Origin of the sequence: Sporosarcina luteola, from assembly GCF_007991495.1 — a bacterium.
Lineage (GTDB): Bacteria > Bacillota > Bacilli > Bacillales_A > Planococcaceae > Sporosarcina > Sporosarcina luteola.
On record NZ_BJYL01000024.1, the window covers coordinates 15,741 to 41,550 of the forward strand.

Here is a 25,810-nt window from a genome sequence, read left to right on the forward strand (position 1 = left end):
GCAGCTCTATTATCACTGCTTCAATCCCTCTTCTTCAATTAATTTGTAGATCATTTTACGATTGATTCCCGTCTTATTCTCCAATTGCCGACCACTAATAGCTGGATCCCTTCTTAATTCTTCCTTCAGCAGGGCTACACGTTGTTGTCTGACGGCAGAGGACTGCTTATTAGGGGCAAGGTGCTTGAACGCTCCAAAGCGTTCCTGATCCCATTTAAGTGTAGTAGGCTGGCTCCCGATCAAACGACTGAGCGCTTCCAGAGATAACCCTTTTTGTTCGTTCAGGATTTGCTGTGCTTTGATATAACGGATCTTCGCTTGTTCCATAATTTCTCGCTCAGTTACTTCTTCTATAGATTCAATTGGAATGTTTACATCGACTGTTACTTGCTGAGGCAAGAGTGCATGAAGCGTCAATCTATTTTTTTCTGTATCAAGTGTAGCAGTAGGAAAGAGGCTGCCTATGAGACGTTGCTGATCAGCGGGTTCGAGCAGTTCCTCAAATCGACTAGCGATGCTAAAAAACTCAGTGACTGTATCGTAATTCAATTTGTCACTTTGAATTAAGGCGCGCTTACGGTTTTTTTCTTTTAAGTCAGCTTCAATACGTTTCGCTTGTTCTTCTAACATTCGATACCGTTCATCCAGTTTTTCTTTTGGCCACTTGTCGTCTAAATACAAATCCAATAGCTTATCCATTTTAGTACGCACATCAGCATCCAATTTTTGCAGTTTTTTTACATCAGCATCGATGCGAAATAGCTCAGTTTCATCAAAATCCGAATCAATGTACTCGGTGATTTTATTCGTATCGGTCAAGATGTCTTTTACTGCTTTGGCGATACGGTACTTCACACGCTTATCATTGATGACCGGTTTAGCAATACATTTGCTCTGAGTAATTTCATTAGTATGAGTTAACAGGAAAATGCCGTATTTTTTCGTTTTATCTCTGCTATACGTGTAGTGTTTTTTTACACTGATTTCCCTTTGACAGGTTGAGCACATGATTGTTACATCTCGGAGAAAGTGAGGTTCTGCCGGTTTACGTCGGTATCTTTTCTTTAAGATATTTTGAATGCGAGCATACATGAGTTCAGACCGAAGGGGAGGGTAGACGCCAGGTACCGTAATCGTCTCACCATTGCTAAAAGTCTTCTGCAGTACACCATGATAAGCCGGGTTCTTCAGTTTGCCTAGTACCTGTTGATTCGTCCACAATTTGCCCTCGGCCGTCTTGCTGATCTTGTTGAGCTCTTTTGCGATTGCATTAGCTCCCAGCCCTTTTTCGATATAAAGGGAATCGATGAATGGGATAATCCAAGATCGTTCCTCATTCACTGTTACTTCTTCAGTCTCTTTGTTGTAGTGATATTCTTCTGGCTGCTTACCCCATACTTTACCTTCACGCGTTTTCTGACGCTTACCGCGCATCATCTTTCGAAGTAAATCACGTCTTGATCTTTGGGCAAGTAGATTCTTTAAATCGGATATAAACTCATCATCTTCATTGGAGAGATCTACTATATTTCCTGGCTCAGCAATCTTAACCCTATTATCACGCAACACGCCTTTTAGATATTCCCATTTAATCGTGTCAAGACGAGAAAGCCGGTCCTGTTCAATGCAAAGTACGATGTCAATCTTGCCATCTTCGACTTGGTCAAGCATAGCCTCCAGACCGTCTTTATCTAATTTTGTTCCACTGTCAACGTCTTTAAAAATATCGATGATCTTCCAGTTTTGCGATTCAGCATACCTAGTCAATTCAGTTGTTTGGGCTTTAAGACTATAGCGATCTTCTTGGAGTTTTGTTGAAACGCGAATATAGATTGCCACTCTCAAATAAAATAGCCTCCTTTCCAGAATGTATGTTCTATTGTTAGTTTAGAGAAAACCCACCTACAGAAGGTGAGTTACGAAAAGTGAACTATTATAACTTTACATTATAGTTGAAAGGTAATATGTCGTGATTATAATAACCACAATAAAAGCTATATTTAATAAAACACTTGCCTTCCAATAGGAATCAAAGCTCTTTATTTTCGGCTGAATAATTAGCTTCAAAAAGTTCGATTTTGATTCACTATCAGCGTAAATATTAATTTTAGAGTAATATTGATAAACATTAAGTGAGTGGTTCTTTTTTTGTTGAGAGTAAAGTAAAAATACTGTTGAAGAAATTAAAACGAACGCTATATAAAGAGCAGCTGAATAAAATAACAATTTTTTATCAACTCTAAGCATTGCACCAGCATAACCGATAATTGTTGCACCTATTAATGTTAATAGGTTTCTTGTAATTAATGTAATACCACCTGATATTTCATCTGATAAATCTCTAGCGGTATCCCTTGCATGTTTCTCAAGATCTAGCTTTTTATCAATAAACTCCTCGATGCTATTATTAATAAAATGATTAAAATTATTTTGAACGGAGTTATATGTTTGCTCTATATTACCTATAATAAAATTCAAACTAGAATTATCCATGGAATTCAAGCTTATTGCATTCCGTGTTAGAATTAATTTATCTAATGTTTGACTCGAATAAATAAACTCATAAATTGCCTTCAATGTGGTAAGTGACATAAATGTAAGTGAGCTTGTAGATATATTACTTCGATGAAATTCAATTGTTTTATGACCGATAATTTTTATTTTTTCATCGTCCGTATAATTGGCAATTGAGATAAAGACGAGTTCTATATATCTAGATGCTAGAATGTCAATTAAATCATATAGATCTACGTATTGTTCATACTCGAATCGACTAGTGATAAGCATATTGAATGACTTCTGGAACCAAAAAAAATCAGGAGTAAGTATTGTTGATGGGTTTACCCAATGACAATTGATATTTCGATTATCAATTTTATCTGAGATTTTTAACTCTGAATGTAGGTCTAGGGAAGCCCATTTTTTAACTATATCAATATCTTTATCAAAATTCATTCCCATAATTAGGACTAACTCGTTACTATCATGAAAATTAATTACATCAAATAAAACAATACACGTTTTAAATTCACTTTTTAAAAAAATCGTTTCTATATCAGTGAAATTTCCAATCAAGCATTCTTTTATAAATTCTGTAGAAAAGGAGAAAGACAATATCAGTTTTTCATCATAAATATTATAATGGCTTTTAACTTCTTCTTCTAAAGTTTTCTTATAAATATTGAATGTTACTTTTAATAAATCATTATCAGAGAATATTAATTCTAATGCATCTATAAAGTCAGAAACATTGTCATTATATCGTAGATTAATGGGGTCTCTATTCTCTACAACAAAAGAAAAAGAACTTTTAAACAATAGAAATAAATCTTTCGTTTCATTTTTTTGTAAGAAAGTTTTAAAAGTTGTATGCTTTATTTCGGAGTTATAGTGCGCACTTTCATGTGATTCGTGCGAATATTTAAAGTTCAATTCACTTAATAACGCTTTAAGCTCACAAATCAATATGCGCACCTCCTTTTTTATACTTTTAATATAACATCTTCAATTGTTATATTCACTCTTTCTTCTTGATCTTCAGTTCTTCCGATAGGTGTAACCTTAACCTTCTCATCAAACTCACCAGTAGGAGCACTTATAATAATGCCGGTAGAAGTAGAAATTGATTTCTTTTCCAGTAACTTATTTAATGCGCCTGTTTTCACAGCTTTAAATTGTGGATCACCTATTTTAGGAAGTATGTGGTCAATAAAGCTTTTCTTTAAACTTGATGATTCCTCATCGTGTTCAATATCTTGGTCTTCTCCGAATAATGAATTAGCTATAGAATAAAGATTGATATTTCTTTCATTAGATATATCATCCCTAATCTTAGATTCAATACGTCTATTTTGAACGGAGCGTGGATCTTCGCTTGCGTTAATCCAAGATGTTACGCTTTTAAAAAGTTGTGTCGTTCTGATTTCGTCCGTTAATAATAATTCTGTCGCTAGAAAATCACTTTGGAAGAAGTCTGCAATTTTTCCTTCATTACCTTGTTGTCTATCTAAAACTAAAACAGCTGCTGGTTTCTCTTCTGTAATTAAAGTAGGATCTATGATAAATGCAACTTTTTGTAGTTTTTGATTCAAGTTAGGAAAATTTTCGCCAGCTAGAATTAATTCTATGTATACCTTACCTGTATCATCATCTTCTCTAATTTTCCTGGTAACTGTATCGTTATAATCCATCTTCATTAAAGATAAAGAAAGTGCTCCTGTACCTTTATTTTTATAAAGAATTACTAATAAGTCGCCTGGAATAATTCTATTATCCTCTTCCATAGAATTATAAAGTGCTCTCGCTATCTTTTTCGAGTTATCAATAAAATTAGTATTATGGTCGCTAATGATCTGGTGTGACCATTTTTGAACTTTGGAATCAGGATTTAGAAATCTACCTACTCTTGCACGTTCTTCTTTTAATGACTTGGTAATATGTGTAATAATATATTCGTGTAACTTAGGGTCCAAACTCCCAAGGTTAATTTCTCCATCATTCAACTTTAAAACTTTATCTCTGTTATTGACCACATGTAACGTAATTCTGATTAACTCTATTTCTTCAACACTTCTAAAAACACTATACATCATATCCCTCCTATAATAAATCTCTCATCAACTAATCTTATTATCCCTGTTAATTAGTTAAATTATCATTTAATCCACTCCAGCGTCCCCAACTTCCCACGTAAGGCAGTAAATGCATCCACCTTGTGACGAAATATCAACTCCAACCGATAATGCGCGAAATCTTCAGTCACCATAAAGTAGTCTGCAATATCGCTGATAGTTACAGCTTCGTCTTCAGCAAAGTCATAGACTTTATCAATGAACCATTGTGGCATCAGTAGGTAGGCAGCCATTCTTTTCGCTTGCTGTTCATTCTTAGCCAAAACGTACTCATTCACACTAAGTTGAGGGGAGTGATGTGCATATAGATGACAGAACTCCTCTGCGACAAGCAGCTTTCTTTCCACGTGGGGCAGATGTTCTTTAAGGTATATGGTTCCTCGACGAGCTTTCTCCTTGGGCACAGAGTAGGCCTTCAATCCCTCGATATCCTCAAATTCCAGACCGTGGCTTTCAAGAAATGGTTTGTCTAAAGGTAGCACTTTGATTCCATATCTCCAGCAAATTTGAAAGATGTCGATATCATCCGGATATGTATAGTCAAAATGGGAGAGGACCTTCTCGGCCCGTTCCTCCCAATAGTCTGTATGTATTTGTCTTAGTTGCATGTTGTCACAGCCTTGATAGTTCTGGTTATTTTACAAATGAAGTATTACGCGCTTTCCAGTCTTCCAGCTTGATAAAAACCCAAAAACCATAGATTCCAAGAGTGATTACAGTAAAGAACCATCATTTAATCCAATTTCCAAATAAACCAATAGCAGATCCACTAAACTTCATTCTCTGGTCCTCAATAACGGTATGATTGATTTTCCAACCATAAATCATCGTAATTGCCCACGGATAGCAAATGCCTAATGTACAAACCGTGACAAGCCAGCTAAAATAGTCCAACCGATGAACTGCAGAAGGCCACCATCAAAATACGATACTTTCCCTTTGCGCACTTCCAATGGTTGCGAATGCTGTTCAACTTGTAAATTTGTAGTCATTAAAACCCCCTGTTATTTTTGTCTCATGAACTACACTTAGTGAAATACGACTATGTTATTGGTAAAAACAAACGCGGCTTTTACCGCGAATTTTTTTAATATCTAACTTGCAGCAAATCCCTTACTGGAACGTCAAGACAGTCGGCTATTTGTTCGAGTTGTTTGTGGCTTAATTTTTCCGTTTCCCATAGTTCAAGCCTCGATATGAAGCTAGCCGATTTATAGCCAAGGCGTTGCGCAAGTTGTAATTGAGTGAACTCCTTCTTTAAACGAGCAGATGAAACGTTCGAACCGATGTTTTGTATATCAGAACCATACAAATAAAATTCTTTGACTGGAATAGTCAATACCTCACCAACTTCCTAAAGCTCTTATCAATCTTCCAACTCACCAAACCCATCCCCGTACTCTTCTTCATCATCTTCCAAAAACATCTGCTTCATCTTATATAGCTTAATCAGTTCCTTAACCTTCTTCTCCGGATCTGACGCCAAATCATGAAACATGATCGGGTGTTTTTTTAGTTCATTGAAAAGAATTAGTTCATCTTCGGATAAATTTATCTCTTGACCAGCGACAAAAACTGGTTTGATATTAGGCGCATCAGTTCTACCTAATAAATAATCTGTTGTCACACAAAAGAAGTCTGCGATTTTTTGCAAGATATCATAGTCAGGTTTCCTCTCGCCAGATTCGTATCTGGAAAGCACAACATTGGAAACGCCGATTTTCTTAGCAAAATCGATTTGTTGTATACCTTCACGTTCTCTTAGTTTTTTAATTCTTTCGCCTAATATACTCATAGCTTCCACCTTTACATATGGAATTTATCTGTATTTTAGCATTACCAAAATGGTAAAACTACATAGTTACCAAAAAGGTAATTATAATTGTTGACATTACCGAAAAGGTAATGTATATTGAGATTAAAGTTACCGGAACGGTAATTGTGAGGGGGTTAGAAAAATGAAAAAGACAAACATCGTCAACATTGAGTTGATTCGAAATACGAGAATCAAAAGAGGTATTTCTACAGAAGAAATGTCTAATTTACTCGGATACGAAGCCCCGAATGCTTACTTTCGAAAAGAAAAAGGGGATAGGAAATTCAGTGTTGAAGATATAGCCAAAGTATCTGACCTACTTGATATTCCAATCCAAGAGCTTTTTTTTACAAACAAAGTTACCGAAAAGGTAAATATGCAGGTTGGATAGGAGGTGAGAGGGATGGAAAAGCAATCAGTAAAAGAGTTTCTTGCAAAGAAATTTCCACCAAATGTTGCATGCTTGGAAAATGCTTATGAGAATGCAGGTCTTTGGAGTGAATGCAGTTTTGAGGAGGCCCAGAAAATTTCAGACCAAATCATTGAACTTTTCAAGGAGAAGGACATGACGTATACAGACGCATACGCCATGTTAGGTTTCATTCGGATGGATCTGGATTATCGATCCGAACGAATGAAGTTGTAATGAGCCTCATCTCTCCACTTACAATTCGATAATTGAAACGACTTTGATTGTTTCATTATCTAGATTGATGAAGGGCAGCTCCAATCTTCCTTCTAATGATTTAGCGTTTAGAAGGCACGGATAAATTGGTGAGTCATCTTGTTCAATTTCTGCCATTTTCACGAGTTTTACCAAGGTGTTGAATAGTAATGACAGGTCATCAATTTTTGTAAATGGATTTGTCCAAGAGTATCTTGAGGCTTCTAACTGAAAGGTATCTCTAATTTTCTTTAAGACACTTGTAGCATTTTGAGAGGTTGCATACAAGTGCACCGGTTCAACATCACCAGCATTATCGATGAATGGTTGTTTCACAACACCATTTGAATAAGTGATGAAGTCTCCGTACCAGTAAGTACCATTCAATTCAATAACTAATTTGAGCATTTTGTCATTGTAAGGAAACCGGTCTTGGTCTAGCAACCACTTCAACAAATAATCCATGGCTTGTAATTCTTGTACTTTTAGCATGATTCCACCTCCTTCCTATGAAAATCGTACCACATTCATAGGAAGGGAGGATAGAAGGGAGGGGAAGCCGGTGATTCAGAGAGAGTTGCTTGAAATGAACGCCTATTTACCAGTCAAATTAGCGGAGTTAGCGAAATCGGAACCAGATACTGCGCTGGAGCTACTGAAGGCGTGGGGGGATGGGACAAAAACATTGCGTGTGCTTTGGAAAGAGGTCACTGACGCGTTGGCTCCATATGAAGTCCGTATCAGTTCGTAAAACTTTGAAAGGTAGTGAGAAGATGCTCGCAAAAGATAGAGAAGAAAGAAGACTGTTGGTTGCAAGAATGAACATTGAAATGAAGGCAATTACCAACAGTCCATCCACAGATGTTGAAAAATTCCGTATTGGACTGCTGGCAAAGCTAGGTGGAGAGTTGAAGATCGTTAATGACAAGATCCGGAGAAAATCCTATCAGGTTGGAAGGGTTTCGTAACGGGGCTTTATAGAAGGAAGTCATCTATCTTCTATTAACTATTTTACCAGCTTATTAGAAAAATACTGTTCATTGTTTGAACATGTTCAGATTTTGAACATTTAGGGGGGATAAGCGTGAATGTTGGACAACTCTTGCGGGCAACGCGAAAAAACGCTGGACTCACACAAGAGGAAATGTCCCCGTTAGTCAATATCTCAAGAAGCACCATATCAAAAGTCGAACGCAACGAAATGACCTTGGCAACGGAGGACTTTATCCGGTGGCTCCAAGTCATACAGATAAAAATGTCAAATACAACCTCTTTAGAAGCAGGCCTGGCATTTATCAATGGAGTCGATATCTCATTATTAGTAGACATGTTAACAAAAGCAGTTGGAGGTTTTATCAGTTATTTACTTGGAGGGATTTGAATGAAAGAAGGCAATAAAAAAAGCCGAATGACATTGGCCTGTCAATCAGCTGAGAGATAACACGTTAGAACAATCATACCACAAAATAATAATAATACCAACTGAATAAAGGACGGAATCGGATTCCGTCCAGAAGTCCAGGAGTGAACGATTCCATTACCAAACCGCATTTCTCCTTTTCGTTCATCACCCCACGGCATCCTGGGCTTCTGGATGGGATTCCATCAATAAATATTCAAAGGAGAGATTCGAATGAATCACTTAGACGAGCTTATCGATCTAACACAGCAACTCGTATCGGTTATGGATGACATGGAGGGCGGGATAATATCAACTCGTATTTTCCCGGTTGGAGGTGAAGTGGAAAACCTTTGCAGGCTTGAGTTTTTCCTTAAGAACTTCTCAACTTTTGATGTTCTTAAACGCCAAAGTGATGATCGTCCGCTTGAATTAAAAACGGAAATAGAAGGGGTTCATTTTCACACATTCGTAAAAAGGGAGGATTTGCATCTCATCGAAGATTATTTACCTGAGGGGTGGTTCCGACCAATTCCTGTTCCAGTTGAATTTATACAGGTTGATCTAGGGCAAATAAAAAACCCATCCGCACTGGCATGCGAATGAGTCAACAATAAAACAAATGTTCTCCTCTGATTATCCGTGATCAGAGGAGAAAAGTCAAGGGAAGGAGAGAGAAGAATGCAACAGCTGCAAGTGATCGAGCACGATGCTAAGCGTGTACTCACTACGAGTCAGCTTGCTGATTCATTCGATACGAACAACAAGATACTTACGCGTAATTTCCAACGTAATCAGGAGCGATATCAGCTCGGCAGCCATTATTACGTTCTTGCAGGTGATGAATTGAGAGCATTCAAAGCTGGACGTCCGGAAGACGCCAACCTTAAATATGTATCCGTCTTATATCTCTGGACAGAACAAGGGGCATGGATGCATGCTAAATCGCTCAACACAGATCGGGCATGGGATGCCTATCGACTACTCATTGACAATTATTACAGTCTTGCAGAACGTGTGAGGGGAATGCAGGCAGACGACAATATGACGCCTGCCCTTATACCACCCCATATCGTAAAGGTATTCAATCAATTTGAAAGTAGGTTGATTGTTTTGGAGAAGCAACTACAAAACGCAACATTACACTCAGGAGAACAGCGACGACTTCGTAACGCGGTCGGCGAACGGGTTTACCAGTTGTCCAAACGAGAAGCTGGAGCAAGACCTGTTATGTTTCGGGCTATCTATTCGGAGATCCGTGAGCGATACGAGGTTGATTCCTATCGTGACATTAAGCAGTCCCAGTTGCAGGATGCCTTGACCTTCGTTTCATCATGGGGAGGTATTAACAATGAATCTATTAATCAATGAACCACCGTTGCAAGTATTGCCGTCTTTGGCGAAGAGAATCGGGCTGAATGAGGCAATTATTCTACAACAACTGCACTTTCGCTCTCTTATATCAAACAATATGAAAGATGGTCATAAATGGATTTATAAAACGTATGACGAATGGCAAGAAGAGTTTCCTTTCTGGTCAGCAGACACTATCAAAAGAGCCATCAGGAAACTGGAAAAAGAGGGTTACGTCATTTCGACGTCAGCCTTTAACAAGATGAAAATGGACAAGACCAAATGGTATCGAATCGATTATTCTAAATGCCATGTACCGACAGGGCAAAATGCACCGTCGATGGGCGCAAAACGCACCGATGGAGAGGGGCAAAATGCACCGTGTGATGAGGGCAAAATGCCCCCAGCAATAACCAAAGAGATTAAGAGAGTTAAGACAGATAATGTCGATAAGGCTCTCGACACTGCTTCTCAAATTATCAATCACCTGAATTTCAAAACAGGAAAGAACTTTTCATCACGTTCGAAGGCGACACAACGGCTAATCAATGCCCGACTGTCAGAAGGACATGCGCTGGAAGACTTCAAGACAGTCATCGACGTAAAGGCAAAGCAATGGCTGAACGACCAACAAATGAGCAGTTATCTGCGTCCGTCAACATTGTTTTCGCCTACGAATTTTGAAAACTATCTTAACGAAGTACCGGCAGCTAAACCTGTTCCTAAACCAGCAACATACCAGCCTCCGGTGCTGGACTTTGAGAAAGGGGAATTCAATTGAGCGGAATAGAACTTGCGGAAAAAAGCCTGATCGGCACGATGCTGAAAGAAAACTACTTGATTGGCGATAGTGGCATCCGAGAGGACTTCTTTGATTCAAGAATTCACAAGAACATATTTTCAGGGATGAAACGCCTAATTGCTGAGAACCGTCCGGTCGATTACATAACGATCATGACGATAGCCGAACCGAGCGAGCTTGGTGGAGCGAACTACTTAGCAGATTTACGAAATTTCGCTAGTCCGGTACGGTTCGATGAATACCGGGAAATTGTTGTAAACGCTTGGAAGGAAAGGGAGAAGGGGCGAGTGCTCCAACAGGCGCAAGTAGAAGGTTGGTCCATTGCAGATATCCAAAAGACATTCGATGAGCTACAAACCGAAAACACCTCAGAGCTTAATACATCTATAAAAGACGATTTAGTCGAATTGTTTGAAATGCCATTTCAGCCTACAGCAATTGAACCTGGAGTCCCTGCTGGACTTAAAGATCTTGACCAAATGCTTAACGGCTTTCAGCCATCGGAAATGACCATTTTGGCTGCTAGGCCATCGATGGGTAAGACCGATACGCTGAATCACATGGCTTTAAGCGCCGGTTGGTCCGGTTACTTGCCAATCATCTTCTCGCTTGAAATGAGTAGAAAGCTGATGATTCGAAGACTGATTGCATCTTCCGGTGGTTATAACCGGCTGAGGATGCGTGATCCGTATAGATACTTTGATGATAAGCAGAAAAAGGACTGGCCGACATCGATTGGTATTTTAGGGGATGCGGATATACATATTGATGACCGGAGCGCCCTCAGCGTGGGACAGATAAAGGCACAAGCTCGGAAAATCATTCATGCTAATCCCGGAAAAAAACCGATCATCTTCATCGACTACCTGCAGTTGATTCGACCTGATAACCCACGGGAAAATTCGACACAGCAGATTGGGCAAATTAGCTATGACCTTAAAGGGATGGCGAAAGAATTTGGTTGTCCTGTCATTTGTCTTTCTCAACTCAATCGCGGAGTAGAAAGTCGTCAAGATAAGCGTCCTTTGCTTTCAGATTTACGGGATTCAGGAAATATCGAACAAGATGCTGACGTTGTTGCTTTTCTATATCGGGATGATTACTACGACAAAGAAACCGAAAATCAGAACATGCTGGAAATCATTATTGCAAAGCATCGAAACGGACCGACTGGAACGGTGACAGTTGCCTATGTAAAAGAAACCGGCAAGTTGTATGACATCGATTGGAACGCAAGGACCAGCCAATCATGATGGTCACAGTTCGGGAAATGTTCGACTTTGCCATTGAAACTGATGGTTTGAATCTTGCCCACCGTATTTATTGGGCGCTCAGCGAAAACTTGGTGCAGCTGGAAGACGATAGCGAGAAGCTGGATGCAATCCACTATGACGAATCCGCTATCTATAGCATGGTGGAGAGGAATGTGCTTAGCATCGGGCGTATCAAACTGTTTGTCATTCAGACGAGCAACGAAAAATGGTACTCCTTCATACTTGCTGAGAATTCATTGGATGCCTATCGGCTGTATGCCGATTTGTTCCGCGAAAAACCCCGGAAGGTCACTCGGTCTGATCGGCTCATGATTCCGACTATGGATATAGCCGATACAGGGCAACAGACAAACTTGTATGAATATCGAAAGAACGTCGTGCAATTTCCAGCTTATGTTGGACATGCCGAGGCGAACACAAAAGTGCTTTACCGAATGGGGGTGAGTGCATGAGCGACGAAGAGCGTGAGAAACTTATCGCTGTAATCAATCAAAAGACTAAATATCCACCGTCTTATTTTGATAGTTTATCGGACAAGCAGCTAATCGAACTATATGAATATCACACATTGAAATAAATACCGAAAGGGCGGGATTACTTGAAAGCACGTGAGAGATATTTGATCGAGCAATTGAAGAAAATGAACATCCACAACAATTCGGAAAACCGACCTATTGAACAATTAAACTATGAAACTTTGAAATCAATGCTTGCAATCAAAAGAGCTGCAGCACAATAAACGGAGGAGTGAATACCATGAAAAAAATCATCGACTTTAACAGTTTTGCACAAGGTGGGCCAGCGGAAAAATTCAATATCGAGCTGCAAAAAGTTCTCGAAAACATTGCCGATCCTAATACGGACGCTAAAAAAGTTCGGAAAGTGTCAATGGTAGTTTCCTTGAAGCCAAATGAACATCGTAATCTGGCAGACGTGTCCGTGGAAATCAAATCGACAATCGTTCCATCTCAACCAATCGGCACATCGCTCATTATCGACACGGATACAGACGGGAAAGCAACTGGCGCCGAGCTGAAAAGTGGCATCCCTGGTCAAATGTATATGGGCGAAAACGGTGAAGCGTTAGACGATCGAGGGCAAAAAGTTGAAGAAACACCAACACCAAAAGCTACCGACAATAAAGTCGTTAACTTTAAATAAAACATAGGAAGAGGTAGTGAAAATGTTAAAAGAATTTGTTCAGTATTTACTCGATCTAAAGAGACCGGAAATTGTGGAGGCGAACGGGAATACATATTCCACCCGAAGCTTGCACCGTCTAAATGTCGAAGAGGACGTTAAATCAATCCGAATTCAAAGTCTTTCAGGGTTGGTAGATTACATTCGCTCCAATTTCGACCACGAGCGCCCAGTTATGATCCATGTTGAATCTCCTACGCGTGTAAATGTGTTTGACGCTCTGAATGACGTTAATGATCGCCGGACTTACATCGAGGCAAAAGCAATGTTGCCTGAAATTACTTTCGAACGTTTCATGTCCAGAGAAGCCTTTAACATCATGCTGCAGGCCTGTTTCGTACCGAATGAATGGAGAGAAAAAGTTTTAAAAGTAATCAGCTCAATCGTCGAAGAAAATTCTATTGCTCAAAGTGACGACGGTGTTACACAGCGCGTAACAGCGAAGCAAGGAATCGCGACGGTTGGAATTGAAAACGTACCGAATCCCGTTTCACTCAAACCGTTCAGAACATTTGTAGAAGTTACCCAGCCCGAATCCAACTTCATTTTACGATTAAAAGAAGGTGGACAAGTCGGTTTATTCGAGGCAGATGGAGGCGCGTGGGAATTGAATGCGATGCACAGCATAAAGGAATACTTCGCTGAACACCTTGCCGATTTGGTAGAAACGAAGAAGGTTATGATTGTAGCTTAAGTGAAAGGGGGAGGGAATCCCCCTTTCTACATGGAGGAGTGGAGAGGAGATCATGACGAAACCAAACTTTGAGTATGGACCACCGATGCCAAAACCAATTGTCACGCCAAAAGAAAATGCCATTCGCCCATCCTACTACCACACCGGTAACATTGATGTAATCAAATATGCTGAGGAAAATTTTTCGAAGGAAGAACGTCGGGGATTCTACCGTATGAATGTACTGAAATACATCAGTCGCTTCCATAAGAAGAACGGCGTGGAGGACTTGAATAAGGCAGATTTCTATCTTAGAAAATTGAAAGAGTTGGAGGAGTCGATGTGCGAAGGTCGGGAATGATTCATAAACGGCCAGAGGATAATATTCGTGACTTGATAAAGGCACAGAAATCAATTAGGACTACTCGGTTAAAAAATTTAGTAGAACCTATATTGGAAAAGGTCGCATGGCAAGAGGAAGCCTTACAAAGGAACGTCCAAACTATACGCTCATTGAACGATAGGGCACAGCGAGCCGAAGAGCGATTGAAAGAGGAAAGACGCAAGGTGTCGGACATGGAGCTGAGTATGCGAATTGTTAAATCATGGAGTGAAGAGAAGAGTTGACAAGAACGGTTGAACAAGGAGGATGCAAAATGGAGAAATGCATGAGCTGTAATAAAAATTTCAAAAAGAAGGATGAAGTTGTTATCACGGACGCCTTCGGGTCTAAAGATTTGGTTCATATTGACTGCCTACATGATTATGTACTTGGCGCAAGCATGCAGAACTATTACGACACTTACGAAGACTATATTTTGGAAAGTGATTAATCAACAGTACGTCCAAAATGCGGAGGAGGACTGATTTTGAATCAATTATCCTTTGATGATTTATTAGATGACAAGAAAGAGTTGATCCTTTGCCAGCTGAGTCCGGGGTTTCATTGGCTGCGGATCACCAGCGGGCATACTCCGTCGGAACTTATGAGTCGTGTTCACTTTTCGCTCCATGGATTTGATTATCTGTATGAAAATACACAAGGCAAGAATGAAATACTGAATCTTTTTGATGGATTGGTAAAAATAATGACTTGGGAAGAAGTCAACGAAAGGGGAGAGGGGTAGTGAGTACAGTATGGGTTTATATTCAGTCAGAACCGGGATTGTTTACAGTCGGGTTTTATACTCCAGATGGTAGTTTTATGACGGATAGCGATCATGCTAATCGTGATGATGCAGCCGCACGTTTCAATTACTTAAACGGCATAAAATAAAAAAAGACAGGATTCCTCCTGCCAGCACACATACATCATACCATAGGAGGGGTCCTGGTGGATAAAGATATTATGATTAGTTCAGATGCAACATTATTAGGATTAGGTATAATAGACTTACCTAAACGATGCGTTGTAGTCATATGTGATGGAAAGGCGAAAATTCGAGCACTTCCAGAGTATGGTGAATACAGAATAGTAACTCACCAAGGCCAAGTAAAAAGAATGAAAAAGGAAGAAGGGGAAGATTTTTGAATGAGAAACTACAGGTATTAAAGGGACACCTGCAGTCTAGATTAGAAAGAGAGAAAGACTATTTAGAAGCTATAAACTTTAAAGATGCGCTACCAAAATTCGAACTGTTCCCTGCTGACTATTTAAGTTTTGCAGAACAAGAGTTAGAACTTGTATTAAAAGACCCTTCAAATGTAAGGGTGAAAATAAATTGTATATTGCATCTGAAAAGAGCTTTAAATTGTCAATTGGATATTTTTTTTCATATATTTGGATTTACTAAATATGTTCAAAAAAATAATCTTGGTTTAGACAAACAATTAAGTTTTTTAAAAGATACTGGAATTATCAAATCAAGAGTTATTAACAGGTTTAATAAGATTAGAAATAAAATAGAACACCAATATAGGATTCCTGATATAGATGATGTGGAAGTGTATTTCGACTTGATCAGCATCTTAAACGCGCAAATCGAAAATACTATATATATTTCAGGGACTGTTTCAGGCATGGAAGATGGCATTCTGGACGATACTGATTCGATAAAAATTGAATTTAATAGGAAACCAGTTCCAGAAATAAGTTTCAAAGTTACTAATGATAAAGGCGAATATGAAGATAACGCAGACTTGGAAACCAATCGCGAATATTTCACAAAGTTGTTTAAAGTATTTATATACTTGACGAAAAAAGAATCAAGTTCTTTTAGTGAAAGATTTATCGAGGAATTATGAAGAATATTTTATACACAAGGGAAGTTGGCGCATGCGACGGGAATAGGGGGAGGCATTTTGACGTATTTAATTGCGTTCTTGCAAATATTATTTTTGTTATTTGTTGGCTTATTGATATCTTATGTTAAGAAAATACCTGAACAGGTGCATAGTAAAAATTTGGAGTTATATAAAAGTGAGCTTAGTAAAGAGGTAGAGAAATTAAAGATAACAGAAGGAAATCTACATCTTAGAAAGATAGAAAAATTCACAGAGTTTACAGGAATTCTTTATAACTTGTTAAACAGCGTAAAGTACCAAAAAGGTGCTGCAAAGATAGAGAGAGATGCAACAAAAGCTATGGAGGCATTCACTAAGGATTTAATCTTTTTTGCAAGCGAAAGAACGTTAGATAAGTTTGTTGAGTACAGGAGATATTCTAAACTCGTTCAGGCTGGTGGCCCGAATGAGCAAGCAAGATTTCAATTTATATTAGCTGAGTTAGTTTTAGAAATGAGAAGAGATCTAGGATTCGAAAATGATGGAATAGATGTAGACCACTACATGTATATATTAATGAACGATTGGGACGCCCACAAAGAGGATTATCACAGCAGATCAAAAGATGCCCAAAAGTTAAATAAATAACCATCCACTCGATAACCGGAGGACAACAATTGATTGTAATGCATAGGAGAAATAAGTTGAAAAAGAAAAAAGAAAATAAAATACGAAAAAAGGAATTTAAACGCCACATAAAAAAACATGAACAGAAACTACACTTGAGGCATCAAGCTGTGAAAGAATTGGATATATTAATCAATTTATTATCTAAAGAAACAGAATGTGAACAAAAAGTACTAAAAGAGGCAATGTTTCACCTTGAGGCTGAGCAAAAGGAATTAACATACTTTGGGTATAGAGGAATTTTTATTGGGGTTGTTGTTGTAATACTTACAAGTTTTTTTACAAATCAAGGATTACCAATAATGTATGATTTTTTGTATAGGATTAACGATTTAAGCTCTGTATTTGAAATGGCAGTCTATTATATTGTTTTGGTGTTTATTATACTAATTTTAGTAGTCTTATTTGGATTTATATTATGGCAAACTCTTATACCTTTTTTTGGGAATGATAAAGAAATAAGAGAGCAAATCTACAAGAATGAATATATGATTAAGATATTACAAAATAAAATTCAAGAATTAAAACAACTATAAAATTGTCCCACTGGCCAACCAGAGGACAGCATTTGATAACAGCAATACGCTGTGTCATTTGTTGTCCTCTTTTTTATTTCAAAAAAGGAGTGATGAAATGAGGACGTTACAAGATCAACTAAAAGAAAAAGGTTTTTTCAAGGATCATAACACAGAAGTGAAACTGGAAAGTGGGAAGTCTTGGAGAAGAAAACCTGAGAAGTTGTCAGACCGGGATCTGAGAGAATTGATGGGTACGAATCGGCCGACTTACGGAAGAAAAAAGGGTGGAGCTATTCGCCAAATCGGGAGGGGTAGATGATTATGGCAGTTCAAGACAATTTATCGCAGATCGATAGCGTTGCAACGCAAAAAGCTGTTGAAGAAAAACTAAGGCAATATCGAACATATATGTTGACAGTTCCAGAGGAGAAAATGCCATCTTTAACTGCTCATTACACATTGGAAATGCCCAATTACTCGAATGTGAAGAAATCTGTAGTCGAGGATGCAGCAATTGAAAACGTTGATGCAGATGTAAAAAGAGAGAAGTTTTTCAACTGGATTGCAATGGGGATGCGTAGACTAACCAAAATGGAACGTAAATTGATAGCCTTTAAATATTTACAGATGGAGCCTATGTACAATTATGATATTTGCTCAGTGTTGAATATTAGCGAGAGCAGCTTCTATCGAATCCGCAATCAAGCTCTTTATAAATTGGCCCTTTCCCTTCGAATTGAAAAGTATATCGATTCGGAGGAGAGGCAATGAAATTCGTTCAACCCGTTCGTGATAAAGAAAAAATACACGACCTCACCGAGTACCTTGAGGAGAAAAACGAGAGAGATAAGATTATGTGGCTTACCGGGATATATACCGGTCTTCGTATAAGCGACATCCTGACCCTTAGAGTCAAGCACGTAAGAGGTACGCAATACATCTCTCTTAAAGAGCAAAAGACAGATAAGACAAAACGAATTCTTATCCATCCTAAACTGCGCCGTGCATTGGACAAGTATATCGAAGGCAAAAAGGATAATGACTATTTATTCAAATCACGTGAAGGAAGAAACAAACCAATCACTCGTGTACGCGCATATGAAATATTGAAGGAAGCTGCTGGCGAGCTGGGTATAAAAGAGGTCGGGACTCATACGATGCGAAAGACTTTCGGGTATCACATTTACCAGAAAGAAAAAGACGTGGCCATGCTGCAGGATATTTTCGGCCACTCATCCCCATATATAACATTGAAATATATTGGCGTTAATCAAGATGCGATAGACAAGACAATGAAAAATATCGATTACTAAATTTACCCCCATTGAAAAATGAGGGGTCTTTTTTATGGCATCTTTTTTTCGGCTACCACTTTTTATGGGCGTTTTAATGTATATCGGAAATTTGGGGTTAGTTTTTTCGCGGACCATTTAAAAAACGCTTTAGTTGAATAAAGACATTTACATAATGAGGTAACGTAAAGCTCAAAAACAATATAGCCAACCAAACCATGCACAGCATAGCTTCGCGGACAAAAAGTAGGAGTAACACAATATGTATTATGTTAAGCCCATAGGGGGTGAGGATACGGACGACGTGGGAGGATTTTGGGAGTATCTTGGGAGGATTCTGGGAGTCTATGTTCGTTTCAAGGTGGTATGATGATAGTGTGTTATGAGTAGGTACATGAGAGGCGAGCTGACATGATCAGTTCGTCTCTTCTTTGTTGTAAACGCTGACGCGACAAGCAACAAGCGCGGTATCAATGAATTGTTTAAATTGTTCACACAAATACAACTGTCTGAATTGGGTCCTTCTGAGACGCAATTTAGTCTTGCGGGTGCATACGACCCCGAGGTTAGTCTAGTCACAAATTTGCACGGAAGGCATCTTCCTTCCAAACGAATGAAAGGATGCGGTTGAATGAGCAAAAAAATTGACGGTGTTGTGGTGAATACGCAGGCTGTTGCTAAAATGTTCGGCGTTACGGATCGCCGTGTCCGTCAATTTGTTGAAGAGGGGATTATCGGCCGTGTTGGACATGGAAGATTTGACGTTGTTGATACAGTCAATAAGTACATCACGCATCTCAGAATGGCCCAGAGTCAAATGGATGAAAACGATGTAACGGAATCGCTCGAATATGAAAGGTACCTGCACGAAAAAGCCAAACGGGAAAAAGCTGAAATTGAGCTTGCTCATATTAAAGGCATGATGCATAGCGCGGTTGAAGTGGAGAAAGTCATGAACAACATGCTCGCCTCCTTTCGAGCTCGCATGCTTTCATTACCATCTAAAATTGCTCCCACTTTGGCTGATCTGGAGGTTGCCGATATCGAAAAGATTATTGAAGCTCAAGTGCATGAGGCGTTGATCGAACTTTCCAATTATGAACCTTCCTCATTCAAGGAAGTAGCAGAAGAGGTGGAGGGGGATGACCAAGAATCTTGATGGCTTGGACTTGGAGCTCTATGGTCTTGAAGAGTTGCTTGAAAGTCGTAAGAAGACTGCGAAGTTATTTTCAAAAATCGTAAAAATACTTGCCCCTCCTCCCAAGCTGAAAGTCAGTGAATGGGCCGATAAATACAGGAAGCTTTCCCAAGAGTCATCGGCAGAACCTGGGCAATGGAGAACGGATCGTGCCCCATACCAGCGTGAGATTATGGATTCGGTGAATGACCCGGATGTTGAAAGTGTCGTCGTCATGTCGTCTGCGCAGGTCGGCAAATCAGAGATCATCAACAATATAATTGGCTATTTCATAGATCATGACCCTTATCCGATGCTTCTACTGCAACCTACTTTGGAGATGGCGCAAGCGTATTCCAAAGACCGAATCGCGCCAATGATTCGTGACACTCCGGCACTGACGAATAAAATCAGTGATGCTAGGTCAAGGCATGGGGATAACACACTCCTCCACAAAAAGTTTCCTGGGGGACATATAACGATTGTTGGCGCCAACTCGCCAGCTGGATTGGCGAGTCGTCCGGTGAGGGTGGTGCTGGCGGATGAGGTCGATAGGTTCCCAATTTCAGCCGGTGCGGAAGGAGATCCTCTATCCCTAGCTCATAAACGGACGAAGACATTCTGGAATCGTAAGAAGGTCTCAGTTTCAACGCCTACAGTCAAGGATGCTTCGCGAATCGAAGCCGAGTATGAAGATAGTACGAAGGAGCAGTGGTTCGTTTCCTGCCCTTCCTGCGGGTTATTCCAACCATACGAATGGGCCCGAATTAAATTCGAACCGATAGGGATGGAATGCATCCACTGTAGAGAACTACATGAAGAACGGGAATGGAAAGCACGTCCAGGCAAATGGACAGCAAGACAAGAATCCAACAAACGTGGGTTTCATTTGAATGCTCTCGCTTCCCCGTGGGAATCTTGGGCAAATATTATCCGTGAATTTAAAGAAGCTAAGAAAAAAGGTCCTGAAATGCTTAAAACTTGGACAAATACAACGCTTGGCGAAACTTGGGAAGAGCAGCACGAAGAAGAGGATATTGGAGCGCTGCTCAAACGACGGATTCGTTATCACGCCGACGTGCCTGATGATGTACTCGTATTGACGGCAGGTGTGGACGTCCAGAATGATCGTCTTGAGGTTGAAGTGGTTGGATGGGGTATGGATGACATTTCATACGGAATCACCTACCAAACGTTTTATGGGGACCCAGGACAAAGTGAAGTATGGGAGACATTGGACGAGTTTTTACAGAAGGAATGGGAGTACGAAGATGGCGGTAGAGTTATCATATCAGCCGTTTGCGTTGACTCCGGGGGACATTACACTCAAGAAGTCTATCGTTTCTGTAAAGCGCGAGAGCATCGTCGCATCTTTGCCATTAAAGGTAAGGGTGGAACGGGCGTCCCATTCATAGGAAAGGCGACTCGGAATAACAGGGAGCGTGCAGCACTTTTTAGTATCGGTGTAGACGATGGGAAAGAAACGATCATATCTCGGTTAAAGGTTGATTTTGAAGGGAAGCCGGGCTACTGTCATTTCCCAACGAACGAAGACCGGGGATACGATGAAATGTATTTCAAAGGATTGACCTCAGAGAAACGTCGTATCCGATATGTCAGAGGTCAACCAAAGATTGAATGGGTGAAGAAAAATAGTGTCCGAAACGAGCCGTTAGACTTGAGGAACTATGCAATGGCAGCGGTTCGAATACTCAACCCGATGATGGACGCATTGCATGAAAAGCGGAAGGCGGGTGCTTCCTTCACGAAAACTCAGGCTCCGATACGCAAACCAAGACGGCGAAGAGTCGTATCAAAGGGAATTTAGAAATGAGGGATGGTCTTGTTCACCGAAGAATTTGTAAAGGAACGGCTTAAATTGTGGTTGGACGCGGAAGCAGCAGTTGCCACAGGACAGGCATATCAAATCGGTTCCCGTCGCCTTGATCGGGCCAATTTATATCAAATACGTGAACAGATACGATTTTGGCAAAAAGAACTTTTGAAGGTGCAAGGCAAACGACAAAGGCGCGTAACGAGAATCGTTCCGCGTGACTTGTGAGGTGCTTAAGGATTGAATCTATCAGATCGCCTTGTTTCGGTATTTTCACCGGAGAGGGCATTAAAGCGACATGTCGCAAGGCAAAAACTGAACATAATCAACTCGGGATATTCGAATAGCGGGGCAAGCCGGACGAAGAAAAGTATGGTCGGTTGGATGTTTAGTGGTGGTTCAACCAAGGAAGATATCGACGACAATCTGACGGTTTTACGTGAGCGTTCTCGTGACCTGTACATGAACACCCCGATTGCTACAGGTGCTTTGAAAACGATTAACACAAACGTTGTCGGTGCTGGCCTACGTCTAAATGCACAAATTGATTATGAAGTGTTAGGTATGAGTCAGCTGGAAGCAGATGCATGGGAAACGCAAGTGGAGCGAGAATTTGAGTTGTGGTCAGAATCCATATTCTGTGACGCAATGCGAATGAATAATTTTTATGATCTTCAACAAATTGCATTCCTCTCTTTTTTAATGTCAGGAGAAACGTTTGTTACCCTTCCTTTTATGGAAAAGCCGAATATGCCGTATCAACTTAGCATAAGCCTCTTGGAAGCTGATAGAGTGTGCAGTCCCCAGGGGAACACCACCGATAAGATTATCAACGGTGTAGAGGTTGGCGCCTACGGTGAGGTAACGCATTATCATATTGCCCAATTTCACCCTTTAGCCAAAACTTTTGGGGAAAAGAAATGGATGCGAGTTGAAAAATTCGGCAAGGAATCGGGAAGGCAAAATGTATTACACCTGATGGAGGCAGAACGCCCAGAACAGCGCCGTGGAGTTCCGTTGTTATCACCGGTCATCGAATCTGTAAAACAGCTTGGAAGGTATTCAGAAGCCGAACTAATGGCAGCACTTGTTTCAAGCATGTACACGGTTTTCATTAAAAGCGAAAACCCTAACGAACCTCCATATGGCGAAGTGATTCCGGATGGACAACGTGTCGATGACGAAGATGAAAACAGCTATGAGTTGGCAGCGGGTGCAATTATCTCATTAGGGGAAAACGAATCGATAGAACAGGCAAATCCTATGCGGAATAATTCATCATTCGATGGATTCGTTAAGGCGGTTTGTCGTCAAATCGGTTCGGCCTTGGAAGTTCCTTATGAATTATTGCTCAAACACTTCACAGCAAGTTACTCGGCGTCTCGTGCAGCACTTCTCGAAGCGTGGAAGATGTTCCGAAAGCGACGGGCGTGGATGGCTGCTCGCTTTTGCCAACCTGTATATGAAGAATGGCTCACGGAAGCCATATTGCTCGGACGCATCGATGCGCCGGGCTTTTTTGATGATCCGATTATCAGGAAAGCATATACGGGTGCTGAATGGAACGGACCTTCTCAAGGACAGCTGGATCCATTGAAGGAAGTTAAAGCGGCAGTTATGAGAGTCGATGAAGGTTTCTCAACTCGTGCTCGTGAAACTTCTGAATTGACCGGCGGGGATTTTTGGCGTAATCATCCTCAACGGATCCGTGAAGAAAATGCACGCAGGGAAAGCGGCTTAGGTAAACCAAGTAAAGAGGGTCCAACTGACATTGGAGAGGAGGTGGAAACAGATGAAAATAGCGATTAAAGGACCAATAATTTCAGATGGCGACCAAAGGGTTTATGACTGGTTCGGCATTCCTGCAACAAGTCCTGATAAAGTATCAAAGACCATCGACAGTGCAATTCGTAACAATGTGAATGAATTGACAGTTGTCATAAATAGTGGAGGCGGATCAGTATTTAGTGCCTCGGAAATTTACACAGAGCTGAAAAAGTTCTCAGGGAAAGTAAAAGTTGAAATTGTTGGCGTAGCGGCAAGTGCGGCCAGTGTTATTGCAATGGCCGGTTCAACAATTGAAATGTCGCCAACTGGTCAGTTAATGATCCACAACGCGTCTACCTCCACTTGGGGAGATTATCGTGAAATGGACCACACAAGCGACTTTCTCCAGAAGGTTAACCAGTCCATTATGAATGCCTATACCGTAAAGACTGGGAAAAGATCTGATGAATTGAAAATGTTGATGGATGCTGAAACATGGATGACTGCTCAGGAAGCTAAAGAGTCAGGCTTCATTGACTCAATCATGTTTGAAAACGAAGTAGGCGCTGTTGCTAGCACCGAACGCCCAGAATTAATTAACGGCGTACTTCCACAGGAGGTAATTAACAAGGTTCGCGAACAGTTGGCGAATGATAAAACGACTGCTGTCGTAAACAGTGCGACTCAACAAAACAAAAAAGATGAAAGTGAAGTGAAGAGCAAAATGACTATTGAAGAATTGAAAGCCCAAAACCCTGATTTATACAATCAGGTTTTTAATCTTGGAAAAGAAGATGGAGTATCAGCTGAGCGGAAACGAATTCAAGAAATTGAGGATATCTCTTCGCCGGGCAATGAAGAAATTATCAATAAAGCCAAATTTGAAACGGGTGCAACAGCTGCGGATACTGCAATGGAAATTCTTAAAGCGCAAAAAGAAAAGGGCGCTCAGATGCAAAATGCCATCCGAAAAGATGCTGCAAATCTAGGAAATATCACACCTACACCGGAAGCAACTCCTGCAGCTGGTGAAACAGTCGAGGATTTTGCTGACAATCTACTAAATAGCATGGGAATGGGAGGTAAGTGAAATGGAAATTGTACAACCGTATGAAAACTTATTGGCGGGATTTCAGTCGCATGTAGTGACTCGGGAAATCGTTGTTGCTCCAAATCAAGAGTTGTCTCTTGGGCAAGTATTTGAACTGAATGCTCAGGGGCAAGCGGTAGCGCCTACAGAACCATCGGACGCATCTAAAGCGTTTGGTATTATGGCAGATGCCATTGCTACCGGGGGGACTGCGAAAAAGTCAGTTTACTATGCAGCTGGAGAGTTTAACAAGCACAAAGTGATTCTCCCAGACGATGCAGATTTTAATGCGTACGATCAATCACTTGGAAAAATCGGAATCTATTTAAATGATGTTGTTAAAGCTGAGGAGGCATACTGATGGCTATTAATCTTCAAGAACCACGTACTATGCTCGCTCTCGTAGAGCGGATGGTTACACCTAAAACATTCCTACGGGATACTTTTTTCAAGAATACAGAAATATCTACAACTGATTTGGTTGATGTGGATTTCGTAAAGGGGAACCGAAAACTTGCTCCTTTCGTGCACCCGAAAATCGGAGGAAAGGTCGTAGAGAATTCAGGCTATCAAACGATGACGTTCAAGCCTCCACTTGTCGCTCCGGACAAAGTGACGACGGCATTTGATCTTATGAAAAGAACTGCAGGCGAACATATCTATTCTGGTAAAACTCCGCAACAGCGAGCCGGGGAGAAACTTGTCCGTGATCTTGCGGAACTTGATGACATGATTACGCGGAGAGAAGAGGCTATGTGTGCTCAGGCGCTCTTTACAGGCCAAATTGAAGTAATTGGCGAAGGACTTGATCATGTAATCGAATTCGGCTTTTCAAACAAGGAAACACTTTCCGGGACAGATAGATGGAATGACCCGTCGGCCGATCCTATTAAAGATTTGAAGCGTTGGATTCGACAAGTTCAGATCAAAGGTATGCTGAATCCGGATATGGTTGTCATGTCTTCGGACGTATCTGATGCTTTTATTAGAAATGAAACAGTTCAAAAGTTGTTGAACATTCGAAACCTGACAGTCGGGGAAGTCCGAACAGCACGTGAATTACCTGATGGCGTTTCGTATATCGGTACATTAACGGGGTTAGGACTCGATATCTACGAATACAATGAGTATTTCTTGGATGATTTTACTGATGAGAACAACCCTGTCACAAAGCCAATAGTTCCGGAAGGGACAGTAACATTGTTGTCTTCTCGCGCAAATTACACTATGGCGTACGGTGCTATTACTCTCATTGATAAAGATAGCGGTGCTTTCGTAACATATGAAGCGAAGCGTGTTCCAGATCAATGGGTCGAAAAACGTCCCGACCGTCAGTTTTTAGCTTTACAATCCCGTCCTTTGCCAATTCCACGTGAAGTTGATTCGTGGTTTGTTGCAAAGGTGTTGTGA

39 protein-coding genes and 1 pseudogene are annotated in these 25,810 nt (G+C 40.4%); 32 read left to right on the forward strand and 8 right to left on the reverse strand.

Annotated elements, in window-relative coordinates; genetic code table 11:
* Window positions 1-12: 12 nt before the first annotated feature.
* The 7 genes and pseudogenes from SLU01_RS09465 to SLU01_RS09495 all read right to left on the reverse strand — a co-directional run bounded on the left by SLU01_RS09465 (window position 13) and on the right by SLU01_RS09495 (window position 6,426).
* Window positions 13-1,839, reverse strand: a complete 1,827-nt coding sequence (locus SLU01_RS09465; protein WP_246110945.1) for a recombinase family protein — start codon at window positions 1,837-1,839, stop codon at window positions 13-15.
* A 102-nt stretch (window positions 1,840-1,941) separates the two neighbouring features.
* Window positions 1,942-3,465, reverse strand: coding sequence for a hypothetical protein (locus SLU01_RS09470; protein ID WP_147057641.1), 1,524 nt, complete (start codon window positions 3,463-3,465; stop codon window positions 1,942-1,944).
* A 17-nt stretch (window positions 3,466-3,482) separates the two neighbouring features.
* A complete protein-coding gene (locus tag SLU01_RS09475; RefSeq protein WP_170232651.1) occupies window positions 3,483-4,589 on the reverse strand; it encodes a nucleoid-associated protein in 1,107 nt (368 codons plus the stop codon).
* Between the two features lie 65 nt (window positions 4,590-4,654).
* The gene (locus SLU01_RS09480; protein ID WP_147057645.1) at window positions 4,655-5,239 is read right to left on the reverse strand and encodes an ImmA/IrrE family metallo-endopeptidase; all 585 of its coding nucleotides are present in this window, start codon (window positions 5,237-5,239) and stop codon (window positions 4,655-4,657) included.
* A gap of 25 nt (window positions 5,240-5,264) precedes the next feature.
* Window positions 5,265-5,623 (reverse strand): annotated as a pseudogene (locus SLU01_RS18130) (hypothetical protein).
* A gap of 95 nt (window positions 5,624-5,718) precedes the next feature.
* Window positions 5,719-5,970, reverse strand: a complete 252-nt coding sequence (locus SLU01_RS09490) for a helix-turn-helix domain-containing protein (protein WP_147057647.1) — start codon at window positions 5,968-5,970, stop codon at window positions 5,719-5,721.
* A gap of 27 nt (window positions 5,971-5,997) precedes the next feature.
* Complete coding sequence (locus SLU01_RS09495; protein WP_147057649.1) at window positions 5,998-6,426, reverse strand: helix-turn-helix domain-containing protein; 429 nt, start codon at window positions 6,424-6,426, stop codon at window positions 5,998-6,000.
* A gap of 163 nt (window positions 6,427-6,589) precedes the next feature.
* Between SLU01_RS09495 and SLU01_RS09500 the strand changes: the two genes are divergently transcribed.
* A complete protein-coding gene (locus tag SLU01_RS09500; RefSeq protein ID WP_147057651.1) occupies window positions 6,590-6,838 on the forward strand; it encodes a helix-turn-helix domain-containing protein in 249 nt (82 codons plus the stop codon).
* A 12-nt stretch (window positions 6,839-6,850) separates the two neighbouring features.
* On the forward strand, window positions 6,851-7,093 hold the full coding sequence (locus SLU01_RS09505) for a hypothetical protein (protein ID WP_147057653.1): 243 nt from the start codon (window positions 6,851-6,853) through the stop codon (window positions 7,091-7,093).
* A gap of 18 nt (window positions 7,094-7,111) precedes the next feature.
* Here SLU01_RS09505 and SLU01_RS09510 read toward each other — a convergent pair whose 3' ends face one another.
* Window positions 7,112-7,603, reverse strand: coding sequence for a hypothetical protein (locus tag SLU01_RS09510; protein ID WP_147057655.1), 492 nt, complete (start codon window positions 7,601-7,603; stop codon window positions 7,112-7,114).
* A 70-nt stretch (window positions 7,604-7,673) separates the two neighbouring features.
* Between SLU01_RS09510 and SLU01_RS09515 the strand changes: the two genes are divergently transcribed.
* The 30 genes from SLU01_RS09515 (at window position 7,674) to SLU01_RS09640 (ending at window position 25,810) form a co-directional block, all read left to right on the forward strand.
* Complete coding sequence (locus tag SLU01_RS09515; RefSeq protein WP_147057657.1) at window positions 7,674-7,862, forward strand: hypothetical protein; 189 nt, start codon at window positions 7,674-7,676, stop codon at window positions 7,860-7,862.
* A gap of 22 nt (window positions 7,863-7,884) precedes the next feature.
* Entirely contained in the window at window positions 7,885-8,079 is a 195-nt protein-coding gene (locus SLU01_RS09520) for a hypothetical protein (RefSeq protein WP_170232653.1), read from the forward strand.
* 116 nt (window positions 8,080-8,195) lie between these two features.
* A complete protein-coding gene (locus SLU01_RS09525; RefSeq protein ID WP_170232654.1) occupies window positions 8,196-8,492 on the forward strand; it encodes a helix-turn-helix domain-containing protein in 297 nt (98 codons plus the stop codon).
* A 252-nt stretch (window positions 8,493-8,744) separates the two neighbouring features.
* Window positions 8,745-9,116: a hypothetical protein gene (locus SLU01_RS09530; protein WP_147057663.1), complete on the forward strand. Its 372-nt coding sequence runs from the start codon at window positions 8,745-8,747 to the stop codon at window positions 9,114-9,116.
* Between the two features lie 75 nt (window positions 9,117-9,191).
* Window positions 9,192-9,881 (forward strand): ORF6N domain-containing protein, encoded by a 690-nt coding sequence (locus SLU01_RS09535; protein WP_147057665.1) that lies wholly within the window; start codon window positions 9,192-9,194, stop codon window positions 9,879-9,881.
* Window positions 9,862-10,644 carry a conserved phage C-terminal domain-containing protein gene (locus SLU01_RS09540; protein ID WP_147057667.1) on the forward strand — a complete coding sequence of 261 codons (783 nt, stop codon included), beginning with the start codon at window positions 9,862-9,864 and terminating at the stop codon, window positions 10,642-10,644. Before SLU01_RS09535 ends, SLU01_RS09540 begins: the two co-directional genes overlap by 20 nt.
* A complete protein-coding gene (locus tag SLU01_RS09545; RefSeq protein WP_147057669.1) occupies window positions 10,641-11,918 on the forward strand; it encodes a replicative DNA helicase in 1,278 nt (425 codons plus the stop codon). Before SLU01_RS09540 ends, SLU01_RS09545 begins: the two co-directional genes overlap by 4 nt.
* The gene (locus SLU01_RS09550) at window positions 11,915-12,391 is read left to right on the forward strand and encodes a hypothetical protein (RefSeq protein ID WP_170232655.1); all 477 of its coding nucleotides are present in this window, start codon (window positions 11,915-11,917) and stop codon (window positions 12,389-12,391) included. Before SLU01_RS09545 ends, SLU01_RS09550 begins: the two co-directional genes overlap by 4 nt.
* Entirely contained in the window at window positions 12,388-12,516 is a 129-nt protein-coding gene (locus SLU01_RS18350) for a hypothetical protein (RefSeq protein WP_281288382.1), read from the forward strand. Before SLU01_RS09550 ends, SLU01_RS18350 begins: the two co-directional genes overlap by 4 nt.
* 21 nt (window positions 12,517-12,537) lie before the next feature.
* On the forward strand, window positions 12,538-12,678 hold the full coding sequence (locus SLU01_RS17970; protein ID WP_170232656.1) for a hypothetical protein: 141 nt from the start codon (window positions 12,538-12,540) through the stop codon (window positions 12,676-12,678).
* A 17-nt stretch (window positions 12,679-12,695) separates the two neighbouring features.
* The gene (locus tag SLU01_RS09555; RefSeq protein ID WP_147057673.1) at window positions 12,696-13,100 is read left to right on the forward strand and encodes a replication terminator protein; all 405 of its coding nucleotides are present in this window, start codon (window positions 12,696-12,698) and stop codon (window positions 13,098-13,100) included.
* Window positions 13,101-13,122: 22 nt separating this feature from the next.
* The gene (locus tag SLU01_RS09560; RefSeq protein ID WP_147057675.1) at window positions 13,123-13,833 is read left to right on the forward strand and encodes a hypothetical protein; all 711 of its coding nucleotides are present in this window, start codon (window positions 13,123-13,125) and stop codon (window positions 13,831-13,833) included.
* A gap of 52 nt (window positions 13,834-13,885) precedes the next feature.
* Window positions 13,886-14,173 carry a DUF3310 domain-containing protein gene (locus SLU01_RS09565; RefSeq protein ID WP_147057677.1) on the forward strand — a complete coding sequence of 96 codons (288 nt, stop codon included), beginning with the start codon at window positions 13,886-13,888 and terminating at the stop codon, window positions 14,171-14,173.
* Between the two features lie 295 nt (window positions 14,174-14,468).
* Window positions 14,469-14,645: a hypothetical protein gene (locus tag SLU01_RS17975; protein ID WP_170232657.1), complete on the forward strand. Its 177-nt coding sequence runs from the start codon at window positions 14,469-14,471 to the stop codon at window positions 14,643-14,645.
* Between the two features lie 36 nt (window positions 14,646-14,681).
* On the forward strand, window positions 14,682-14,939 hold the full coding sequence (locus SLU01_RS09570; RefSeq protein WP_147057679.1) for a hypothetical protein: 258 nt from the start codon (window positions 14,682-14,684) through the stop codon (window positions 14,937-14,939).
* Entirely contained in the window at window positions 14,939-15,088 is a 150-nt protein-coding gene (locus SLU01_RS17980; RefSeq protein ID WP_170232658.1) for a hypothetical protein, read from the forward strand. Before SLU01_RS09570 ends, SLU01_RS17980 begins: the two co-directional genes overlap by 1 nt.
* 72 nt (window positions 15,089-15,160) lie before the next feature.
* A complete protein-coding gene (locus SLU01_RS09575) occupies window positions 15,161-15,343 on the forward strand; it encodes an XtrA/YqaO family protein (protein WP_147057812.1) in 183 nt (60 codons plus the stop codon).
* Window positions 15,340-16,056, forward strand: coding sequence for a hypothetical protein (locus SLU01_RS09580; protein ID WP_147057681.1), 717 nt, complete (start codon window positions 15,340-15,342; stop codon window positions 16,054-16,056). The genes SLU01_RS09575 and SLU01_RS09580 overlap by 4 nt, the downstream gene beginning before the upstream one ends.
* A 57-nt stretch (window positions 16,057-16,113) precedes the next feature.
* Window positions 16,114-16,683, forward strand: coding sequence for a hypothetical protein (locus SLU01_RS09585; protein WP_147057683.1), 570 nt, complete (start codon window positions 16,114-16,116; stop codon window positions 16,681-16,683).
* A gap of 56 nt (window positions 16,684-16,739) precedes the next feature.
* Window positions 16,740-17,258: a hypothetical protein gene (locus SLU01_RS09590; protein WP_147057685.1), complete on the forward strand. Its 519-nt coding sequence runs from the start codon at window positions 16,740-16,742 to the stop codon at window positions 17,256-17,258.
* Between the two features lie 97 nt (window positions 17,259-17,355).
* Window positions 17,356-17,559 carry a hypothetical protein gene (locus tag SLU01_RS09595; protein ID WP_147057688.1) on the forward strand — a complete coding sequence of 68 codons (204 nt, stop codon included), beginning with the start codon at window positions 17,356-17,358 and terminating at the stop codon, window positions 17,557-17,559.
* A 2-nt stretch (window positions 17,560-17,561) separates the two neighbouring features.
* Window positions 17,562-18,011, forward strand: a complete 450-nt coding sequence (locus tag SLU01_RS09600) for an ArpU family phage packaging/lysis transcriptional regulator (RefSeq protein ID WP_170232659.1) — start codon at window positions 17,562-17,564, stop codon at window positions 18,009-18,011.
* Window positions 18,008-18,553, forward strand: coding sequence for a site-specific integrase (locus tag SLU01_RS09605; protein WP_147057692.1), 546 nt, complete (start codon window positions 18,008-18,010; stop codon window positions 18,551-18,553). The genes SLU01_RS09600 and SLU01_RS09605 overlap by 4 nt, the downstream gene beginning before the upstream one ends.
* A gap of 610 nt (window positions 18,554-19,163) precedes the next feature.
* Window positions 19,164-19,691, forward strand: a complete 528-nt coding sequence (locus SLU01_RS09610) for a terminase small subunit (protein WP_147057694.1) — start codon at window positions 19,164-19,166, stop codon at window positions 19,689-19,691.
* A complete protein-coding gene (locus SLU01_RS09615) occupies window positions 19,675-21,537 on the forward strand; it encodes a phage terminase large subunit family protein (protein WP_147057695.1) in 1,863 nt (620 codons plus the stop codon). The genes SLU01_RS09610 and SLU01_RS09615 overlap by 17 nt, the downstream gene beginning before the upstream one ends.
* A gap of 15 nt (window positions 21,538-21,552) precedes the next feature.
* On the forward strand, window positions 21,553-21,771 hold the full coding sequence (locus SLU01_RS09620; protein WP_246110944.1) for a DUF6148 family protein: 219 nt from the start codon (window positions 21,553-21,555) through the stop codon (window positions 21,769-21,771).
* Between the two features lie 12 nt (window positions 21,772-21,783).
* Complete coding sequence (locus SLU01_RS09625) at window positions 21,784-23,352, forward strand: phage portal protein (RefSeq protein ID WP_147057697.1); 1,569 nt, start codon at window positions 21,784-21,786, stop codon at window positions 23,350-23,352.
* Window positions 23,336-24,400 carry a head maturation protease, ClpP-related gene (locus SLU01_RS09630; RefSeq protein ID WP_147057699.1) on the forward strand — a complete coding sequence of 355 codons (1,065 nt, stop codon included), beginning with the start codon at window positions 23,336-23,338 and terminating at the stop codon, window positions 24,398-24,400. Before SLU01_RS09625 ends, SLU01_RS09630 begins: the two co-directional genes overlap by 17 nt.
* 1 nt (window position 24,401) lies before the next feature.
* A complete protein-coding gene (locus tag SLU01_RS09635) occupies window positions 24,402-24,761 on the forward strand; it encodes a head decoration protein (protein ID WP_147057701.1) in 360 nt (119 codons plus the stop codon).
* Entirely contained in the window at window positions 24,761-25,810 is a 1,050-nt protein-coding gene (locus SLU01_RS09640) for a major capsid protein (protein ID WP_147057703.1), read from the forward strand. Before SLU01_RS09635 ends, SLU01_RS09640 begins: the two co-directional genes overlap by 1 nt.

What these genes read in the sequence shown, in the direction of transcription:
- SLU01_RS09475 (WP_170232651.1), bottom strand. Translation starts at nt 4,589, where the DNA reads ATGTATAGTGTTTTTAGAAGTGTTGAAGAAATAGAGTTAATCAGAATT.
- SLU01_RS09480 (WP_147057645.1), bottom strand. Translation starts at nt 5,239, where the DNA reads ATGCAACTAAGACAAATACATACAGACTATTGGGAGGAACGGGCCGAG.
- SLU01_RS09495 (WP_147057649.1), bottom strand. Translation starts at nt 6,426, where the DNA reads ATGAGTATATTAGGCGAAAGAATTAAAAAACTAAGAGAACGTGAAGGT.
- SLU01_RS09500 (WP_147057651.1), top strand. Translation starts at nt 6,590, where the DNA reads ATGAAAAAGACAAACATCGTCAACATTGAGTTGATTCGAAATACGAGA.
- SLU01_RS09505 (WP_147057653.1), top strand. Translation starts at nt 6,851, where the DNA reads ATGGAAAAGCAATCAGTAAAAGAGTTTCTTGCAAAGAAATTTCCACCA.
- SLU01_RS09510 (WP_147057655.1), bottom strand. Translation starts at nt 7,603, where the DNA reads ATGCTAAAAGTACAAGAATTACAAGCCATGGATTATTTGTTGAAGTGG.
- SLU01_RS09520 (WP_170232653.1), top strand. Translation starts at nt 7,885, where the DNA reads ATGCTCGCAAAAGATAGAGAAGAAAGAAGACTGTTGGTTGCAAGAATG.
- SLU01_RS09530 (WP_147057663.1), top strand. Translation starts at nt 8,745, where the DNA reads ATGAATCACTTAGACGAGCTTATCGATCTAACACAGCAACTCGTATCG.
- SLU01_RS09535 (WP_147057665.1), top strand. Translation starts at nt 9,192, where the DNA reads ATGCAACAGCTGCAAGTGATCGAGCACGATGCTAAGCGTGTACTCACT.
- SLU01_RS09540 (WP_147057667.1), top strand. Translation starts at nt 9,862, where the DNA reads ATGAATCTATTAATCAATGAACCACCGTTGCAAGTATTGCCGTCTTTG.
- SLU01_RS09550 (WP_170232655.1), top strand. Translation starts at nt 11,915, where the DNA reads ATGATGGTCACAGTTCGGGAAATGTTCGACTTTGCCATTGAAACTGAT.
- SLU01_RS18350 (WP_281288382.1), top strand. Translation starts at nt 12,388, where the DNA reads ATGAGCGACGAAGAGCGTGAGAAACTTATCGCTGTAATCAATCAAAAG.
- SLU01_RS09555 (WP_147057673.1), top strand. Translation starts at nt 12,696, where the DNA reads ATGAAAAAAATCATCGACTTTAACAGTTTTGCACAAGGTGGGCCAGCG.
- SLU01_RS09560 (WP_147057675.1), top strand. Translation starts at nt 13,123, where the DNA reads ATGTTAAAAGAATTTGTTCAGTATTTACTCGATCTAAAGAGACCGGAA.
- SLU01_RS09565 (WP_147057677.1), top strand. Translation starts at nt 13,886, where the DNA reads ATGACGAAACCAAACTTTGAGTATGGACCACCGATGCCAAAACCAATT.
- SLU01_RS17975 (WP_170232657.1), top strand. Translation starts at nt 14,469, where the DNA reads ATGGAGAAATGCATGAGCTGTAATAAAAATTTCAAAAAGAAGGATGAA.
- SLU01_RS09575 (WP_147057812.1), top strand. Translation starts at nt 15,161, where the DNA reads ATGATTAGTTCAGATGCAACATTATTAGGATTAGGTATAATAGACTTA.
- SLU01_RS09595 (WP_147057688.1), top strand. Translation starts at nt 17,356, where the DNA reads ATGAGGACGTTACAAGATCAACTAAAAGAAAAAGGTTTTTTCAAGGAT.
- SLU01_RS09600 (WP_170232659.1), top strand. Translation starts at nt 17,562, where the DNA reads ATGGCAGTTCAAGACAATTTATCGCAGATCGATAGCGTTGCAACGCAA.
- SLU01_RS09605 (WP_147057692.1), top strand. Translation starts at nt 18,008, where the DNA reads ATGAAATTCGTTCAACCCGTTCGTGATAAAGAAAAAATACACGACCTC.
- SLU01_RS09610 (WP_147057694.1), top strand. Translation starts at nt 19,164, where the DNA reads ATGAGCAAAAAAATTGACGGTGTTGTGGTGAATACGCAGGCTGTTGCT.
- SLU01_RS09615 (WP_147057695.1), top strand. Translation starts at nt 19,675, where the DNA reads ATGACCAAGAATCTTGATGGCTTGGACTTGGAGCTCTATGGTCTTGAA.
- SLU01_RS09630 (WP_147057699.1), top strand. Translation starts at nt 23,336, where the DNA reads ATGAAAATAGCGATTAAAGGACCAATAATTTCAGATGGCGACCAAAGG.
- SLU01_RS09635 (WP_147057701.1), top strand. Translation starts at nt 24,402, where the DNA reads ATGGAAATTGTACAACCGTATGAAAACTTATTGGCGGGATTTCAGTCG.
- SLU01_RS09640 (WP_147057703.1), top strand. Translation starts at nt 24,761, where the DNA reads ATGGCTATTAATCTTCAAGAACCACGTACTATGCTCGCTCTCGTAGAG.